The 18,131-nt window shown below is 64.6% G+C and carries 16 protein-coding genes and 1 pseudogene; 5 read left to right on the top strand and 12 right to left on the bottom strand.

The features are described from left to right. Nucleotides 1-771, top strand: a 771-nt coding sequence (locus ON37_RS32065) for a restriction endonuclease subunit S (RefSeq protein ID WP_174362153.1), incomplete at its 5' end; no start/stop codon positions are given. Then, complete coding sequence (locus ON37_RS27235; protein ID WP_040723546.1) at nt 768-4,238, top strand: DEAD/DEAH box helicase family protein; 3,471 nt, start codon at nt 768-770, stop codon at nt 4,236-4,238. The genes ON37_RS32065 and ON37_RS27235, both read left to right, overlap by 4 nt. Before the next feature lie 310 nt (nt 4,239-4,548). Here ON37_RS27235 and ON37_RS27230 read toward each other — a convergent pair whose 3' ends face one another. From ON37_RS27230 to ON37_RS32060, 4 genes are read right to left on the bottom strand one after another with little or no spacing between them, the layout of a single operon-like run. After that, on the bottom strand, nt 4,549-5,646 hold the full coding sequence (locus ON37_RS27230; protein ID WP_051032153.1) for a DUF1152 domain-containing protein: 1,098 nt from the start codon (nt 5,644-5,646) through the stop codon (nt 4,549-4,551). Nucleotides 5,647-5,676: 30 nt separating this feature from the next. After that, the gene (gene cutA, locus ON37_RS27225) at nt 5,677-6,000 is read right to left on the bottom strand and encodes a divalent-cation tolerance protein CutA (RefSeq protein WP_040723545.1); all 324 of its coding nucleotides are present in this window, start codon (nt 5,998-6,000) and stop codon (nt 5,677-5,679) included. Next, nucleotides 5,982-6,338, bottom strand: a complete 357-nt coding sequence (locus ON37_RS31250; protein ID WP_051032152.1) for a hypothetical protein — start codon at nt 6,336-6,338, stop codon at nt 5,982-5,984. The genes cutA and ON37_RS31250 overlap by 19 nt, the downstream gene beginning before the upstream one ends. Continuing rightward, the gene (locus ON37_RS32060) at nt 6,331-6,609 is read right to left on the bottom strand and encodes a helix-turn-helix domain-containing protein (protein ID WP_157171614.1); all 279 of its coding nucleotides are present in this window, start codon (nt 6,607-6,609) and stop codon (nt 6,331-6,333) included. Before ON37_RS32060 ends, ON37_RS31250 begins: the two co-directional genes overlap by 8 nt. Before the next feature lie 149 nt (nt 6,610-6,758). Between ON37_RS32060 and ON37_RS27215 the strand changes: the two genes are divergently transcribed. Then, on the top strand, nt 6,759-7,112 hold the full coding sequence (locus ON37_RS27215; protein ID WP_040723543.1) for a hypothetical protein: 354 nt from the start codon (nt 6,759-6,761) through the stop codon (nt 7,110-7,112). 337 nt (nt 7,113-7,449) lie between these two features. Continuing rightward, nucleotides 7,450-7,821, top strand: a complete 372-nt coding sequence (locus tag ON37_RS33170; RefSeq protein WP_157171612.1) for a hypothetical protein — start codon at nt 7,450-7,452, stop codon at nt 7,819-7,821. A gap of 326 nt (nt 7,822-8,147) precedes the next feature. On the opposite strand, the gene ON37_RS27205 is transcribed toward ON37_RS33170, so the two are convergent. The 5 genes from ON37_RS27205 to rplN all read right to left on the bottom strand — a co-directional run bounded on the left by ON37_RS27205 (nt 8,148) and on the right by rplN (nt 11,051). Continuing rightward, nucleotides 8,148-9,428, bottom strand: a complete 1,281-nt coding sequence (locus ON37_RS27205; RefSeq protein WP_051032150.1) for a Fic family protein — start codon at nt 9,426-9,428, stop codon at nt 8,148-8,150. A 182-nt stretch (nt 9,429-9,610) separates the two neighbouring features. Next, nucleotides 9,611-9,796, bottom strand: coding sequence for a type Z 30S ribosomal protein S14 (locus tag ON37_RS27200; protein WP_040723540.1), 186 nt, complete (start codon nt 9,794-9,796; stop codon nt 9,611-9,613). Nucleotides 9,797-9,800: 4 nt separating this feature from the next. After that, nucleotides 9,801-10,364, bottom strand: coding sequence for a 50S ribosomal protein L5 (rplE, locus tag ON37_RS27195; RefSeq protein WP_040723539.1), 564 nt, complete (start codon nt 10,362-10,364; stop codon nt 9,801-9,803). 2 nt (nt 10,365-10,366) lie between these two features. Beyond that, entirely contained in the window at nt 10,367-10,681 is a 315-nt protein-coding gene (rplX, locus tag ON37_RS27190) for a 50S ribosomal protein L24 (protein ID WP_040723538.1), read from the bottom strand. A 1-nt stretch (nt 10,682) separates the two neighbouring features. Continuing rightward, nucleotides 10,683-11,051: a 50S ribosomal protein L14 gene (gene rplN / locus ON37_RS27185; protein WP_030513395.1), complete on the bottom strand. Its 369-nt coding sequence runs from the start codon at nt 11,049-11,051 to the stop codon at nt 10,683-10,685. Between the two features lie 469 nt (nt 11,052-11,520). Here rplN and ON37_RS27180 point away from each other — a divergent pair, with 469 nt between their 5' ends. Then, nucleotides 11,521-13,563, top strand: coding sequence for a M13 family metallopeptidase (locus ON37_RS27180; protein WP_051032138.1), 2,043 nt, complete (start codon nt 11,521-11,523; stop codon nt 13,561-13,563). 12 nt (nt 13,564-13,575) lie between these two features. Here ON37_RS27180 and ON37_RS27175 read toward each other — a convergent pair whose 3' ends face one another. The 3 genes and pseudogenes from ON37_RS27175 to ON37_RS27160 form a co-directional block, all read right to left on the bottom strand. Then, nucleotides 13,576-15,684, bottom strand: a complete 2,109-nt coding sequence (locus ON37_RS27175; protein ID WP_040723537.1) for an amylo-alpha-1,6-glucosidase — start codon at nt 15,682-15,684, stop codon at nt 13,576-13,578. Between the two features lie 257 nt (nt 15,685-15,941). Then, nucleotides 15,942-17,137, bottom strand: a pseudogene (locus tag ON37_RS27165) (alkane 1-monooxygenase). A gap of 245 nt (nt 17,138-17,382) precedes the next feature. Beyond that, nucleotides 17,383-18,131: lipase family protein (locus tag ON37_RS27160; protein ID WP_040723535.1), on the bottom strand; the 749-nt coding region annotated here is incomplete at its 5' end.

Genomic DNA, 18,131 nt, shown 5'->3' with positions numbered 1-18,131 from the left:
AAGATCTTAGAAGAACAGCGGCGGATTGCGGAGGTACTGGATCGGGTGGATGCGCTGCGGGAGAAGCGACGGAAGGCCATCGCCCTCCTCGACGACCTCGCCCAATCCATCTTCCTCGACATGTTCGAGAACCCCAACGGAAAGACTGGCCGATGGCCTTCCCAACCTCTCGGGCAGGTTGCGTCCTTCTACGCCGGTACAACACTGCCTGTCGGGGTCAGCTACTCCGGCCAGGAGGGGGGTTACCTCCTTTTGAAGGTCGGCGACCTGAACTTGCCAGAAAATTCGGAAGCCTTACAGGCAGCGCGCGAGTGGAGTTCGCACCCTGGAGTTCGAGCGGCGACCTGCCCAGCGGGATCTGTGGTGATTCCGAAGCGAGGCGGCGCGATCGCAACGAATAAGAAACGAATTTCATCTCGTCCTTGCGTATTGGATCCGAACCTCATGGCAATAAGCCCACACATTGATGTGCTGACTGTGGAGTACTTGTATCAATGGTTCAAGAACTTCGATTTGATGTCGATTTCCAACGGCAGCTCCGTGCCACAACTGAACAAGAAAGACCTCAGTCCACTCAACATTCCAGTTCCTTCGATCGACATCCAGAGAACCTTTGGCCAAGCTTTGACGTCCGTCTCTTCACAGGTAGCCCGCCTTCAAAACCACCTCGCCCAACTCGACGCCCTTTTCTCCTCCCTCCAATCCCGCGCCTTCCGTGGCGAACTGTGGCACGATGAGGTGAATGATCTTGTAGGGGAGGCAGTTTCGTGAGCACGACCAGCAACTTTGGGTTTCTGCAGTCGGAGTGGCCGGAACTGTTCGCCGAGGCGGTGCGGGCGGAGCGGTCGGCGGCGGGCGATCCTCGGGTGTCGTGTTTCTATTCGCGGCGGGCCCTGGAGTTGGCGGTGGGGTGGCTGTACGAGGCGGAGGGGTCGCTGAAGCAGCCGTATCGGGATGAGCTGGCGGCGCGGATCAACGAGCCCACCATGCGGCAGTTGGTGGGCGCCGGGTTGGTCGCGAAAATGGATGTGATTCGGCGGCAAGGAAATATCGCCGTGCATCGCAAGACGCCGGTCGCCGCGAACGATGCCGTCAAGGTGGTGGCGGAGCTGTTCCAGATCATGTTCTGGATCGCCCGCAACTATGCGCTGCAGCCCGAGCATGCGCCGGCGGACGGGCTGACGTTCGATCCCGCACTGATCCCCAAGCCGATTCCGGCGGAAGTGCGGCGCAAGAAGCAGGCCGAAATCCAGCAGATGGCGGCCGAATTCGAGCAGCAGCGCAAGGAACTCGCCGAACTGCGCAGCAAGGATAAGCAGCGGGACGCGGAACTGGCCGCGCTGCGTGCCGAATACCAGGCGGCCAAGGCCGTCAACGCCACGATCCCGGATCGGCACGACTGGACCGAATCGCAGACCCGCATCAACCGAATCGATGTGCTGCTCAAAGAGGCCGGGTGGGCGCTCGACGGGAAGGACGACCGCGAGTACACGGTACAGATGCCGGACGGCGGCACCGGTCGCATCGACTACGTGCTCTGGGACGACGACGGCAAACCCTTGGCTGTGGTGGAGGCCAAGCGCGCCCTCACCAGCGCACAGGCAGGGCAGCATCAGGCGAAGTTGTATGCGGACGCGCTCGAACAGCAGCACGGTCAGCGTCCGGTCATCTTCTGCACCAACGGCTACGACACCTACCTGTGGGACGACACCTTCTACCCTGCGCGAGAAGTCTCCGGTTTCTACACCAAAGATCAACTGCGCCTGTTGATTCAGCGACGCGCGGGACGGCAGGCCCTGGGCGGGGTGAAGATCAACGAAGAGATCGTCAACCGGCACTATCAGCACCGCGCCATCCGTCGCATCGGCGAGCATTTCGAATCCGATAAGCAGCGGCAAGCGCTGCTGGTGATGGCCACCGGCACCGGGAAGACCCGCACGGTGATCGCGCTGGTGGACCAGCTCATCCGGGCCGGCTGGGTGAAGCGCGTACTGTTCCTCGCCGATCGTCAGGTGCTGGTCAACCAGGCGGTGAACGCGTTCAAGGCACATCTGCCGGGGATGCCGGTGGTGAACCTGGTGACGGAGAAGAACACCGACGCCCGGGTCTACGTGTCCACCTATCCGACCATGTTGAACCTGGTCAATGAACTCGACGACTCCGAAGAGCGCCGGTTCGGGCCCGGTTACTTCGATCTCGTCATCGTCGACGAAGCGCACCGCTCGGTCTACCAGAAGTACCGCGCCATCTTCGACCATTTCGACTCACTGCTGGTCGGTCTCACCGCCACCCCGAAAGACGAGATCGACCGCAACACCTACCGGCTGTTCGGCCTCGAGGACGGTGTGCCGACCGATTCCTACGATCTGGACCAGGCCGTCACCGAGGGCTACCTGGTGCCGCCGCGCGCGGTGAACATCGCGACCAAATTCCACCTGCAGGGCATCAGCTACGACTCGTTGTCCGAGCAGGAGAAGGAAGAGTGGGAACTGCTCGAATGGGACGACGACTCGGGCATTCCCGATCAGATCGCCGTCGACGACCTGAACCGCTGGCTGTTCAACGAGGACACGGTCGACAAGTGGTTGCAGGCGCTCATGCAGTTCGGCGCGAAAACCGACGACGGTGAGCGGCTCGGCAAGACGATCATCTTCGCCCGCAATCAGAAGCACGCGGAACTGATCGTCAAACGCTTCAACGCCCTGTTCCCCGAATACAAGGGCGAGCACACGCAGCTGATCACCAATCAGGTCAGTCACGCGCAGAGCCTCATCGACACCTTCGAAAAGCCGGACAGCGCATTGCGTATCGCGGTGTCGGTCGACATGCTCGACACCGGACTCGACGTTCCCGCCGTGGTGAACCTCGTGTTCGCCAAGCTCGTTCGGTCCAAAACCAAGTACTGGCAGATGATCGGCCGCGGCACCCGCCTGTGCCCGAATCTGTTCGGCCCCAACCAGGACAAGAGCGGATTCCTGGTGTTCGACCTCTGCCAGAACATCGAATACTTCAACCAGGACATCCCGGCCACCGAGGGCCGCGTCCAGAAGTCGTTGAGCGAGCGGCTTTTCACCGCCCGCGCCGATCTGCTGCGCGACCTCGACGAGCTGCAGCAACCGGGACAGCGCCCCGCCGAGATCCCCGACAAGGAACCGGAGAGCACCCTCGATCTGCGCTGGCAGTTGGCCGAGCGGCTGCAGGTCGAGGTGGCGAATATGAACCCGCAGAACGTCGAGGTTCGCCAAAAGCTGCGTTACGTGGACGAATTCAGCGAGCCCAGCAGTTGGGACATCGTCACTCCGGCGGTCCGTATCCGGGTCGACGAACTGGCGGCGCTGCCCACCGAATACAAGGACAACGACCACACCCCGCAGGCCAAGCGGTTCGACTACCTCACTGTGCGACTACAGCTCGCGCACCTCACTGCCGACCCGCAGTACGTGAAACTCAAAGAGCAGGTTCAGGAAATCGCCTCCGCGCTGCTCGATCCGGTGTTGCAAACGATCGCGGCGATCCGGCAACGCTACGAATTCATCGAGGACGTCGCCGGCGAATCCTGGTGGGAAGACGTCACATTACCCATGCTCGAGACCATGCGCCGGCGGCTGCGTGGGCTGGTGAAGAACATCGAGGCCAAAGGCCCCCGCAACCCGCTCTTCACCGACTTCACCGATGAACTCGATCTCGACGCCATCGCCATCACCGAAATCAAGGGCCTGCCCGGCAGCGGAAAGGGCATGGCGCGCTTCCAATCCAAGGTCCGCACCTATCTGCGCAGCCACGAAGACGAGCTGGCTGTGCAGAAGATCCTGCGCAACAAGCAGATCACCACCGCGGATCTCAGCGAACTGGAAAAGATATTCCTGGACAACGGTTTCGGCACCGAAGCCGACATCGAACAGGCCAAAGCCGAGCACGGCGGCCTGGGCCTGTTCCTCCGCGGACTCACCGGCCTCGACCGCGAAACCGCTGCCGCGGCCTTCGACGAGTTTCAAGCCGGTAAGAACCTCACCGCCAACCAATTACACTTCCTGAACCTGCTGATCGACGTGATCGCGGAGAACGGCATCGTGGATGTCGGCGCTCTCTGGAAGCCACCCTTCCGCTCCCTGGCCCCGACCGGCCCGGAGGCGCTGTTCTCCACCGACGAAGTACACGCCATGGTCAGCGTGCTGAAGACCCTGCGCACCACGGCCATCCCGAGCGATGCCGAAGAGCCCGACCGGATCGCCACCTGAGACAACATCGACTAGAAGGCCGATGTTGCGTCGCCCGCCCGCGATGAAGGCGCCCAGGTACCACGCCATCCTCACACATCTCACGCCACTCTCCCGAGGTATCCGCGCCACGCGGCTGCGCGAGTTCTCTCGAGGTGGATGGCAATGCGGCACTCCCTAGGCATCTGGTACCGCTCCGGGCCATCACTGGCGCCAACTGTCGGCGTTGCCGAAACACACGTCGGCCACGCCACCACATCGCCCGCCGCATCGAAGGCGTCGATCGCCGTGTCGCTGCCACCCGCACCGGATCAGGGGCAGACCGTGGCTGTCAGAGAATCGGATTCCAGACGCGGCATGTGTATAGCGGCGGCCGAAAGTTACTCAGCCGCCGGCGTTCCAAAATCCGGCGCAACGCCGCAGCGGAGTCAGGATCAATCGCACCGATCAGCTCTGATACCCGTCGGACTGTGAGCGCGTCGATGCCGCGCTCGGCAGCCTTAACCGCATACCGGTCGATCTCGGCGACTGGGCCGACAGTGGGTACACGCGCGGCGTCTCTCCTCGCGAGCTTGTCTCGCTCGACATCGACGTCGCTGTATCCACGGCAGCGACGTAGCACGTGCTCGATATCCGCGAACCGCTTGGTCTCGGAGATGGCGGCGGCGAGCGTTGAACGTGCGAGTGCATCGGCCGGCACATCATGCACATCGACTGCGGCATCGGTTACCTCGATAACGGCGCCGCGTTGCGTCTCGGCTCGGCCCCGAAATCCTGCTGCGGCGACGGCGAGCAGACCATTCGCCTCCGACGGGTGCCAAGCCCAGATCTCTTGCAACGCAGAGTAATCCGCACCCCGAAGATGCCGACACAGCTTCGCATCGAAAAACGCCAGCCGTGCGATCACCTCGTCGGACGTGAGTTCGCCATCCAGCCCAGTACCCGCAACCAGGACCCGCACAGGTAGCTCGGTGCGCATGGCCGCGGCCAGGGTTACTGCGTCGGCGAGCGGGCTGCGCAGGTTCCCTTCGTCGCCCTTTGCCACGATATCGCCCCCTACATCCACAATGACCAGCCGATCGGCGCCGAACGCTCCGGCTGCGGCACGCATCTGATCGGCGAGACCGACAACGCCCCCGGAAGCGTCGATCAACAACAACGGTTGCGGGATATGGCGAGCGAGTTGCGGCAATGTCGAGCGACCGGGCCCGCTGAGTCGCGCGGTCTGCGGGACTTCACACACACCGCCTCGATCGACGAGACCGACGAAGTCCGCAGCAGTGCGCGGCCCCGGAGTCGGATCCATCATGAGCCGGTCCCATGACCAAGACATAACAGCCGCGATATCGAGTTCCGGCAGCGCTCCGGCCAGCGCCGATGCGGTGATCGCGTCACCGCCACCACCCGCCGCGATCGCTACCGCTGTCATAGATGGCACTCCAGGGCTCGGGTGTTGGATTCAACTCACGGTCTGGTCCAGGACCCATTGCTGATATCCGGGGTGGGCACCTACCACGGCCACCGCGAGTACCTGTGGTGTGTCGTCGGGATGTTCGGTGTTGGCACGTTCGATAATGGCCGGTACCAACGATTTTCGAGTGTGCAGGACGACCAGCGTCTCACCGTCATCGTGCACCGCGTCATCCCAACGATATATCGACCGCACGCCCGGGATGATGTTGCCGCACGCAGCGAGCCGAGACTCGACAAGGCTGCGGGTGAACGCCGCGAGCCAATCAGCATCAGCGGCAGTGATCGAGACGTCTACGATTTCGTCGGCCATGACTTCAAGTTTCCATCACTGGCGCACAGCATGTCGATCAACTCCTCGGTCTCGGCGCGCTCACGCGTGATCGCGCCCCAGCCGCGGATGACGAGGCCGGCATAACTGAGCCCGACCCACGACCCAGCCATCGCTTGCCCATGCGGGTGTAGAGCGAAATACAGTGAGCCCTTCGAGCGAACCGCGCCATCGCTGGCGGTATACCAGCCGATCAGTGCCTCGTTATCCCACAATCGCATCTCGCCGACCCAGGCGTAGCTTCCGTCCTTGACGGATCGGGCTTGGTCTCCGGCAAGGCGTAGGAATGTGCCGTCTTGCGTAATCGCGAGCTCATGCACGTCGATGCGTTCGGACTCGCCCCAGGTCTGCCACGCCGCCCACCACTGCCCGGATAGGTCGAGCCCGCGCGGGGTTCATACCACCGAGCTCGGTCGGCGAGATGCCGAGTTCCTGAGCAAGTCGCAGTCCGATGACCAGCGATGGTTCTGCTGCGCCGGACTCGAACCGCGCTATCTGCCGCTGGCTGCTATCCACCCGTCTGCCGAGCTCCGCCTGCGATAACCCGAGGGCCTCACGGTGGCGCCGAATCAAGTCGCCTGTGATGCTCACCGATCTGTTCCTTCCGCGCAGTGTCTGCAATCCGAACGCCGCCGCGCCGAATCTCCGAATCCTGTGCAAAGGTTACCGACTCCCCGTATCCTCAGACGAGTTCGTCTAGTTAGACACACACGTCTAGATCCTACAGGGGAGGTAACGCTATGCGGATCAAGACAATCGGCAGCGACGACGACCGAACCGCAATCGCAGTGCTACGCATCGAGATTCGAACCGGAAACGACGAGGACGACATGCGCGCACTCGCCGCCCGCCTCGGGTATCGACTCGTCGGCGGCCTGATTGCCCTCGCACCGGACCGCGAGGGGCCGCTCACGACCGTGATGCTGGCGCTGGCGCGCACGAAAGCATCCATCGTGATCGTCCCGAACATCGAGCATCTCGACGGAATCGCTGCGCACATTCAGCAGCGGGCGCGAATTGTCACCGTGGCCGGTGAGCACGCCCTCGAGCGGATTACCACTACATCGGTCACCGAGCCCACCGCGAACATATGAGCAGCGCGGCGATTCTGCTGTGGGCATTTCTGGCCGCGATCGTGACCGCAGTGGTCGCACTCATCGCCGGAGACCTTCGCCCTGATCACGACGACATGCACTCTCCTGCACCTCCCCTACCAGCAGCACCACCGGATCCAGCCGCACCTGTGGTCCGAATAGTCGACCTGCCGCCGATTGCGTTGTCGCACACCCTGCCCGATCGAGCACTGACCCCGGATGAAGCACACGCGATCACACAGGAACATCGCGAATGTCTCGCCTCTGAATGCAAGCGGAAGTCGTACGCCATCGCAGTACTCGTCGCCGCCGAACGCATGGTCCCAGACACACGCCGATGAGCGAGGAACACCCATTGACCGACGAACCACTTTCGCGCGCAATGAGTTACGTATGCGTTGACCTGGTCGAAACACTGACCGGTATTGACCTGGCTGCCCGAAGGATCGCTTCCCGTCTCGGGTACCAGTACGTCGGAATGACCAAGAGCAGCAGCCTGATCGTGCCGGAAGCACTACCCGAACACGTCCTCGAATACGAAGTCGAGTTGCTGATCGTCCCCCACATCGCACATCTGCGCGGCAGAGTCCCGCCGGAACTCGCCGAAATCACCGACATCCACGATCTTGCAACCGGTCACACCCACGAACGCGAAGGCGCATACGCACCCGACGAAGGGCACCGCCCCAATCCGCTGGAGAACTCATGAATCCTCCACTGCCGCAACGGCGTCCAAGTGAAGAAACCGAGTTGTCCTGGTCCGCGAGCATCGCGCTTTTGGACGCTCTGATCGCTGCCCTGCGAACGTGGCAACCGCGCAACCTGCCTCCGTCTCCCGCCACGGAGCAGGACTTGGCCACGTTCTCGGCTCTGTCCCCTTCCTCGCAGCCACAAGCTCATATCCCGTAGTCGTATCTCGGCTTCTGAACCGCGCGATAGGCCCGGCACATGTTTAAGGTTGTCGCACAACCTTAAACATGGCTTGCCCGTTTTAAGGTTGCCGGCGGCCGTGCTTCACCTCGAGGGGTCCTGGAATCAGCGCCCCTGGGCCCGGCGCGGAACCGGTCGCGGCGGATCCGAAACCCGAGTGTCGCCAAGCGGACTCGCCAGCCTTCGTTCGAGAGCGGTGAACGCGGAGAGCGCGTCGGGTGATTCGAAGGCGCGATTGCGGCGGCCCACTGTCACTTGCCGGAGGATTCCGGCTTCGGCCAACCGTTCGATGGCAGCGTTCGTGGCCGGAAAACTTCGGCCGATCAGCTTTGCCGCGGTGGTGGCCGTGAGAATAGGCATTCCGATCAATCTGTCCAAAAGCACATCCAACGCGGAATTCGCCCGCACCGGTGCCACTCGCTTGCGCCACGTCTCGTGCAGATCGGCAGCCGTCGCCTCGAAATGCATGGCGTCCGCGGCGGCTCGTGAGCAGGCCGCCGCGAACCGTGCGACCCAGGTGTTCAGACCCGAAACGGCCTGCGCCGACTCCGGGGAACCGAGATACCGGAACTTCGTCAGCCCGTCGACGTACCTGTCGCTCCACGTGGCAAGCACCAACGACACCGGAGCGATCACACGTTCCGCAACACCACGGCGGCGCAGGATCAGGTGGATCAATGCACGGCCGGTTCTCCCGTTTCCGTCGATGAACGGGTGGATTGCCTCGAACTGAGCGTGCGCGATCGCAGCCTGTGCGACGGCCGGCAGATCATCGCTGTTGCAGAACTCGATCAAGTCCTCGATCAGCACGGTGACGTATTCGGGCGGCGGTGGCACGAATTCCGCCGAACACGGATTGAACGAACTTCCACCGATCCAGTTCTCAACCTCACGCAGGTGTCCGCCGTGCGATGCGATCGACGTGCCGGCGAGCAGCCGTCGATGGATCTCCAGCAGGATGTCGCCGGTGATCAGCTCGCCCGGCCCGACCGCATCGGTGACTACGGCCATCGCATCGATGTTGGCGAGCACCTCGACAGCTGTCACATCGCTGGATGCTCCCCCCAGCTGCCGGGCCACATCGGCGCGCAACAATCGACGGGCTCCGACCTCTAACCCCTCGATCCGTGAAGAGGCGATGGCCTCGGCTCTCAACAGCAGCCGCGACAACGCCTCGGTGTGGACCAATGCGCTTGCCTCGGAATCGAGTCGGTGGATGGCCACCTCCGCGTCGACGACATCGGCGGCGGTCTCACTGTCCAGAACGAACGAACGTCCGACCAGACGATCGGGCACGTACGCGTCGTAGCGACCGGAAGCTCGATCCTTTCGAGACAAGCCGGCATCGAGGTTGCTCACCAACTGCTGCCGCACAACCTTAGCCATGTCGCCTCCTTATTTAAAGTTATTGAATAACCTTAAATAAGGAAAGCCGTCATCCAAGGAACCAACGTGATTCGAGGCCGAGCCCGGTCCCACGCAAGAAAGGGTACGGACTCACCCGAGTCCGTACCCTTTCTCGATTCGATTGTCGCGCGAAGCGCATGCGCTGCCTCAGCAGCGCGGGCTCACCAGGAGCTCTTGTGCACGCCCGGCAGTTCGCCGCGGTGCGCCATCTCGCGCACGCACACGCGGCACAGGCCGAACTTGCGGTAGACCGCGCGGGGGCGGCCGCAGCGCTGGCAGCGGGTGTAGGCGCGAACGGCGAACTTCGGCTTCGCGTTGGCCTTGTTGACGAGAGCTTTCTTAGCCATGTGCTCAGTTCTCCTTGAACGGGAAGCCGAGGTGCTTGAGCAGGGCGCGGCCCTCCTCATCGTTGGTCGCGGTGGTGACGACCGTGATGTCCATACCGCGCGGGCGGTCGATGGAGTCCACGTCGATCTCGTGGAACATCGACTGCTCGCTCAGGCCGAACGTGTAGTTGCCGTTGCCGTCGAACTGCTTCGGCGACAGACCGCGGAAGTCGCGGATACGCGGGAGGGCGATGGACACCAGCCGGTCCAGGAACTCCCACATGCGGTCGCCACGCAGGGTGACGCGCGCGCCGATCGGCATACCCTCACGCAGCTTGAACTGCGCGATGGACTTGCGAGCCTTGCGGATCTCCGGCTTCTGACCGGTGATCAGGGCCAGGTCGTTCACGGCGCCGTTGATCAGCTTGGCGTCGCGGGCGGCGTCACCCACACCCATGTTGACGACGACCTTCACCACGCCCGGGATCTGCATCACGTTGGCGTAGTTGAACTCGTTGTTCAGCGCGTCCTTGATTTCCTCGCGGTAGCGCAGCTTCAGCCGGGGCTGGATCTTTTCAGTGGTGGTCATGCTCAGATGTCCTTCCCGTTGCGACGGGAGATGCGCACCCGCTTGCCGTTCTCGTCGGTGCGGTAACCCACCCGGGTCGGCTTGCCGTCGGAGTCGACAACCATCACGTTCGAGACGTGGATGGGCGCCTCCTGGGTCACGATGCCGCCGGAGCTGGCGCCGCGCTGGGTCGCGGAGTTCGCGATGTGCTTCTTGATCCGGTTCACGCCCTCGACCAGGACCCGCTGCTCCTTCGGGTAGGCCTGGATGACCTTGCCCTTGGCGCCCTTGTCCTTACCCGAGACGACGATCACGGTGTCGCCCTTGTGCACCTTCATGTCAGAGCACCTCCGGGGCCAGCGAAACGATCTTCATGAACCGCTTGTCACGCAGCTCGCGGCCGACGGGGCCGAAGATGCGGGTGCCACGCGGATCGTTGTCCGCCTTGATCAGCACCGCGGCGTTCTCGTCGAACTTGATGTACGAACCGTCGGGACGACGGCGCTCCTTCACGGTGCGCACGACGACCGCCTTGACGACATCACCCTTCTTGACGTTGCCGCCGGGGATGGCGTCCTTGACGGTGGCGACGATGACATCGCCGATACCGGCATAGCGACGCGACGACCCGCCGAGCACGCGGATGCAGAGGATCTCCTTGGCACCCGTGTTGTCGGCGACGCGCAGTCGCGACTCCTGCTGAATCACTTCAGCTCCTCCTAGACCTGGACGTAATGCACGCCGGATTGCCGACCCGACGGGCATGGTCAGTTGCCCTTCAACGGACCTCGAGAGCCCGCTCCGCACAGTCGCGGGGCAGCGCCTGCCAGCGGTTTTGCATGATCGGAAGGATCAACCACTGTGGGTTCGCGGCCGAAGTGCGGGCACAACACCCGCAGGCAACCCGACAAGTGTAGCGACGGCGCAGGTGGGGCCCAAATCGGGGGCCGGCCGCCGGGAGCTGCCGCGCCGGGAAATCGACGCCCCGGCGGGCCGGGAAATCGACGCCTCGGCGGGGCCGGGAAATCGACGCCTCGGCGGGGCCGGGAATTCGACTCAGCCGATACTCAGCAGGTTCGGTTAGCCTCTCACGGACACAACCGGCCCCGTCCACGGCGGGGCCGCGGTGATGCCGCCCGCATCGCAGGTGCACGAGAAGTCGGGGAGAGGGTTTTCTGTGACATCGTCCGGTCGCCAGGTTCGTCTGGGTCGTCGCTCGTTTCTGATCGCCCTCGGCGCGGTGCCGGTCGCGACCGCACTGGTGGCGTGCAACCGCGATGATGCCGAGCCGAAACCGCTCGCCGGCCCCGACCTGTCCGGCGTCGACCCGGCGGTGCGGCCGCAGGACGATCTGTACCGCAATATCAACGGCACCTGGTTGCGGACCTATCAGCTGCCGCCGGACAAGGTGTCCTACGGCACCTTCGCCGAGGTCTCCGATCGGGTCGAGGGGCAGCTGCGCGAGGTCATCGACGGCATTCACAACCCGAAGGACGGCTCGGAGGGCCAGCAGATCCGCGATCTGTACGACGCGCGGATGGATCTGGACACCCTGGAGCGCCTCGGCACCACCCCGCTGCAACCGCTGTTCGAGCGGATCGACGGCGCCCGGAACAAGGCCGACTTGGCGAAGGTGATGGGCGCGCTGCCGCTCGGCGGCCTGATCGGACTGGGCGTGAGTATCGATCGCAAGAATTCCAACGCCTACATTCCGTCGGTGAGCCAGTCGGGCCTGGGCATGAGCGAGCAGTACTACCGCAAACCCGAATTCGCCCAATACCTTTCGGCGTATCGGACCCTGCTGCACAAACTGGCGACCGGTGCCGCGCTGCCCGATCCGGACGGCGCGGCCGAACGCACCCTGGAGCTGGAGAAACGCATCGCCGCCGGCTTCTGGGACAACGTGCGCACCCGCGATTCCGACGCCACCTACAACCTGATGTCGTGGCAGGAGATGACGGCGCTGGCACCGGGTTTCGACTGGGATCCGTGGCTGGCCGGCAGCACCGACCGCCCGAAGGAGCTGTTCGCGAAGATGGTGGTGGGTGAACCGTCGTTCGTCACCGCGGCCGGACAGTTGTGGACCGAGGTGGATATCAATACCTGGCGGGAATGGTTGAAGCTCAGCCTGCTGCGCAAATACGCCAGGTACATGAAGAAGGATCTGTCGGACGCGAATTTCGATTTCCTGAAGGCCACCAGCGGGATCGAGCAGCGGCCGGAACTGTGGAAGTCGGCGGTGGCGGTGGTCGACAGCAATCTCGGCGAGCAGCTCGGCAAGTTGTACGTGGCGAAATACTTTCCGCCGCAGGCGAAGACGCGGGCCAAGGAGCTCGTGGACAACCTCATCGCCGCCTACCGCGACAACTTCCGCAACTCCTCCTGGATGTCACCGCAGACCCGGCAGGCCGCGATCGCCAAGCTCGACAAGATGACCGTGAAGATCGGTTATCCGGACAAGTGGGTGGACTATTCGAAGTTGAAGGTCACCCGCGGCAAGCTGGTCGAATCCCTGCTCGCCATCGAAGCGTTCGAGGCGAAGCGGTCGATGGACAAACTGGGGACGCCGGTGGACAAATCCGAATGGGGTATGTCGCCGCAGACCGTGAACGCCTACTACGAGGCGACCTCCAATTCGATCAATTTCCCGGCCGCGATCCTGCAGCCGCCGTTCTTCGACCCCGACGCCCAGCCCGCCGTGAACTACGGCGCGATCGGCGCGACCATCGGCCACGAGATCGGGCACGGCTTCGACGATCAGGGCTCGAAGTACAACGGGGACGGCAACCGCGAGGACTGGTGGACCCCGCAGGACAAGGCGGCCTTCGAAGCCAAGACCAAACAACTGATCGATCAGTACGACGCGCTGGTCCCCGAGGGGCTCCCGCCCACCGATCACGTCAACGGCCAGCTCACCGTCGGGGAGAACCTCGCCGATCTGCGCGGGCTGATGATCTCGCTGGCCGCCTTCCGCATCGAGGAAGCCGAGAACGGCCGCAACACCCCGGACTACACGCCGATGTTCCAGTCCTGGGGCCGCAACTGGCGGGAGAAGCAAACCCAGCAGGCCCTGGAACAGCAGATCGCCACCGATCCCCACTCCCCCGGTGAGTTCCGCTGTAACCAGGTGGTGCGCAACCTGCCGGAGTTCTACACCACCTTCGGCGTCCAGCCGACCGACAAGCTGTTCCTCCCGCCGGAGCAGCGGGTGAGCCTGTAGCCCCTACCCTCCTCAGTGCGTGATCAGGCGCCAGTCCTCCGGCAGATTGGTGGCGGTGACCTGATCACCGTCCACCGCGAGGTCGACGGTGGTGCCGCCGAGGCGCAGGTCGGTGAGTTCCACCCGGCCCCAACGGGCGGGCACGTGCGGGAGGACGGTGACGGTGCGGTGCGGGACGTCGGGCTCGAGGCCGAGGAAGGAGCGGACCAGCAGCAGCGGGGCCGCGCTCGCCCAGGCCTGCGGTGAACACGAGGTCGGATACGGAACCGGGGCCGAGAAGCGGGAACGCTGGAAGCCGCAGAACAGCTCGGGCAGCCTGCCGCCGAAAGCCGTTGCGGCGTCGAGCAATCCGTTGGACAGCCGGGTCGCCAGATCCACCGCGCCGGGGATGTGGCGGTACCGCAGCAGTCCGGCGACGGCGATCGCGGTGTCGTGCGGCCAGACCGAACCGTTGTGGTAACTCATCGGATTGAACGCGCCCATCCCGGAAGACAGGGTGCGCAAACCGAATCCGGAGTCCATCTCGGCGGTCGCCAGATGGTGGACCAACTGTTCGGCGTGGTCGTCCGGCACGATGCCCGACCACAGGCAGTGGCCCACATTGCTGGTCAGTGCGTCGACCCGGCGCTTGTGGCCGTCCAAGGCGACTGCGTACCAACCCTTTTCCGGAATCCAGAAGGCCTCGGCGAATTTCGTCCGCAGCTCGGCGGCATGTTCGCGCAACTTCTCGGCCTTGTGTGTCTGCCCGAATTCCTCGGCCAGTTCGGCGCGGGCCAGGATCGCGGCGTACACGTAGCTCTGCACCTCACAGAGCGCGATCGGCGCCTGGGCGAGATGACCGGCCGCGTCGTTGATGCCGTCGAAGCTGTCCTTCCAGCCCTGGTTGATCAGACCGCGGTCGGTGGCGCGCTGGTATTCGACGAAGCCGTCACCGTCGCGGTCGCCGAAGTGCGACATCCAGTCCAGCGCCGCGTCGGCGGCGGGCAACAGCGCCTGCACCGCCTCGGGCGAGGCGCCCCACCGCCGGGTCTCGGCCAGCAGCATGACGAAAAGCGGTGTCGCGTCGACGGTTCCGTAGTAGACCTCACCGCCCAACGCCAGTCCACCGGAGGGGCCGCGACGGATTTCGTGCATGATCCGCCCGGGCTCCTCCTCGGTGAGCGCGTCGACCTGCTGGCCCTGCATCTCGGCCAGTTGCTGCATGGTGCCCAGCGCCAGCGAGGAATCCAGCGGCAGCGCCATCCAGGCGGTGAGCAGCGAGTCGCGGCCGAACAGGGTCATGAACCACGGCGCCCCGGCGGCCACGAAGGTGCGGTGCCGGCGTTCCTCGCGGATCTGCAGTGCGCCGAGATCGCTTTCGGTGCGCTGCAGAATCGCGGTGAGTTGCATACAGCCGGTGGTGAGCTTGGTCGCGGTATCCCGCCACGCGGCCATCTTGCGGCCGGGTTCGCTACTCCGATAGTGCTCCCCGGGCCGCAGTGCGACATGCACCCGCTGATTGGCGACCGTCGGCTGCGCGAGGATCTCGGTCTGCCAGCGGCCGGTGGCCGGGACCACGATGCGCCAGGTCAGCGAGCCGGGCAGGACGGTCGGCAGCTCGGAGGAGGAGATCGCCAGCCCCCGCGCCCGATCGGAACGGTCGTTGAGCAGCAGTTCGTTGTCGGTGACCAGTATTTCGGCCCGGCCGTGCCCGGCTCGGCCCTCCTTCACCGCGAACAGATCCACGAAGTCGGCGTCGGCGCGCAGCTCGAGCACCACGGCCGTGGGTTCGCGGCCGAGGTTCTCCAGGATCACCGTTTCGCGCATGCCGTCGGCGACCAGCCGCTCGCGCACCACCAGCAGGCTGGAATCGGCGGCCCCCGAGCGCGGCGGCCGGCGCAGGATGAACCGGGCGGTGAAGGCCTCGGGACTGAGCACCGACAGCGGTTCCAGGCGTTGCCCGTCGACCCGCAACTCCCAGCGCGACACCACCCGCGCGTCGCGATAGAACAGGCCCTGCGCGGTACCGGATTCCACATCGCCGATACGGTCGGACAGACAGAACGTACTGCCCTCGACCAGCGTCACCGAACCGTTCAGCAGCGCCGGTTCCCCGCCGTTGAGCGGAGACGGCCCGGTCATCGCGGCTCACCCCCTCGGCAGCTGCGCGGCGGCACGACCGCCGCGGCGGACCGGTTCATCGACTCGAGCATCACCATCGCGAACGGCTCCTCCCTGGGCGCCGGAGAACATTTGATCCGGCTCGAGGTTTGCGTGGGCCTATCCGACAACATTCGTACGAGAACGAGCGCCTCGACCATCGAGGGTAGCGGGCCGCGCGGCTCGACACCGCCGATCGGCCGAGCACGTCGCCGATCCGCAATCCGGGCACCGCGGGTTCACACGGCCCCGGATGCCTCTCGCGGGCCGGATTCGGCCCGCCCGGCCCGATCCGAGGTGCGCCGGAAGCTCCGATGTCGGCGTGTCGGTTGCGCGTTGACGAGGGTGATATCGCCGCCGTAGTGCGCGAGCACCCGCGGGTGCATCACCGCCCGCCACAGCGGCGGCACCGCGGCCAGCAGGATCATGGCGGCGTAACCGAGCGGCAGTTGCGGCGCCTGCTCCACACTGCGCAGGGTCTGATAGCGCCGGCCGGGATTGGCGTGATGATCGCTGTGCCGCTGCAGGTGGAACAGGAAGATGTTGGTGACCAGGCTGTCGCTGTTCCAGCTGTCGCGCGGCGAACACCGGCCGAATTGGCCGTCCGGACGCCGGGCGCGCAGCAGGCCGTAGTGCTCGACGTAGTTCACGGTCTCCAGCAGCGCGATACCGATCAGCGCCTGCAACACGAGGAAGGGAATCACCCGCGGCCCGTAATACCCGATCAGCGCCCCGAACAGGATCACGCTCATCGCCCAGGCCTGCAGCAGCTGATTGCGGGACTGAACCAGCGCCTCCGGCGGCGCGCCAGCCGATCGCGCTCCAGTGCCAGCGCCGAACGCAGGCCGCCGACGACGGTGCGCGGCAGGAACTTCCACAGCGACTCGCCGAATCGGGCGCTGGCCGGGTATTCGGGGGTGGCCACGCGGGCGTGGTGGCCGCGGTTGTGCTCGACGTAGAAGTGCCCGTACCCGGATTGAGCCAGCGCGATCTTCGACAGGATCCGTTCCGCCCGTTCGCTGCGATGTCCCATCTCGTGCGCGGCGTTGATGCCGATGCCGGAGACCACTCCCATGGTCACGGTGAGCCCGAGCTGGTCGACCAACGACAGCGCGGGATCGGCCCACAGCCGGCCCGCGATGAACAGCCCGAAGAATTGCATCGGCAGGAAAAGATATGTGCACCACCGGTAGTAGCGGTCGTTGGACAGGGCTTCGTAATCCTCGTCGCGCGGATTGCTGCCGTCGTTGCCGACGGCCCAATCCAGCAGTGGAATGACCACGAAGACGATGATCGGGCCGATCCACCAGAACACCCGGAATCCCGTGAGCATCACCAGCGGGGCCGGGAAAAGTGCGCAACCCGGGGCCACCAACCCGAGCATCCAGAGGCGGCGCTTGGGATCACGCGCTGTCGATTGTTCGAAGATCGCCATCGGTTTCTCGCTGTCGCCAGAGCTACACAGGATCGAGAATTCGTGATTGTCGCCGGCGGGCGGCACGGGGCCGAACGAATATCCAGAGTAGCCATTTGTCCGGAACTGTCCAGAGTTGGGGCGAAAAAGGACATCCGGACCTTGCGATGTCGAGGTAACTTCGGCAACCGTCGAAACGGGTGAGCGACAAAAGCAACGACGCCGCCCGCAGCTGCGGGCGGCGTCGATACCTGGTCGTCGGCGAGCTACGGCAGCGCGCCGCAGTTCGCGGGGGCGGGCGCCGCCGCGAGCCGGTCCGTCAGCCACATCTGCGAGGCCGCCAGCGACGGGAAGAAGGCCAGGTCGTGGGTCCCGACGACGCCGGAGACCGACGGCAGCTGGGCATTCGCGTCGAGCTGCACCGGGACACCGCGACTGCACCATGCGGCCGCCACGTCACGGATCGGGCCGTACGGCGCTCCCTCGTCGTTCTTCGCCGCCGCGATGAGAACCGGCGCGGACGGCGTCCCGCCGCCGATGCGCTGCTCGTCGAAAGCCTGTTTCAGCGCCGGCGAACGGTCGATCACGGCGGTGAGCGGTTCTCCGCTGGCAGTGAATTGCGAGGTCTGCCGCTGCGGATTGCCGATCGCCACCGCGATGGCGCATTTGTCCGCCGCATCACGCAACAGGGCCTTGCCGGCGTCGTTGAGTTCGGCGTCGAGTACCGGACGGGTATCCGGATAGTCGGCGGCGATTCCATTGAGCATGAAACCGGTCGCACCGGACAGGCTCGGCTGGCCCTCGTTGAATCCGAGGAAATATTCCGGATCCACCACCGGCCCACCGATGTAGGCGCCCCGCACATTCAGCTCGGGGGCGTAACTCGGCTGCAGTTCGGCCGCACCGGCGGAAGCCATACCGCCCTGGGAATATCCGTAGATGACAATCGGCGGGCGCGGCCCCACACCGTTGTTCGGCAGCTGCTGCGCGGCACGGGCCGAATCGAGCACGGCAT

This window comes from Nocardia veterana NBRC 100344 (assembly GCF_000308855.1).
Lineage (GTDB): Bacteria > Actinomycetota > Actinomycetes > Mycobacteriales > Mycobacteriaceae > Nocardia > Nocardia veterana.
Note: the sequence above shows the minus strand (reverse complement) of the source record. Positions and strands in the feature narration are given on the sequence as shown.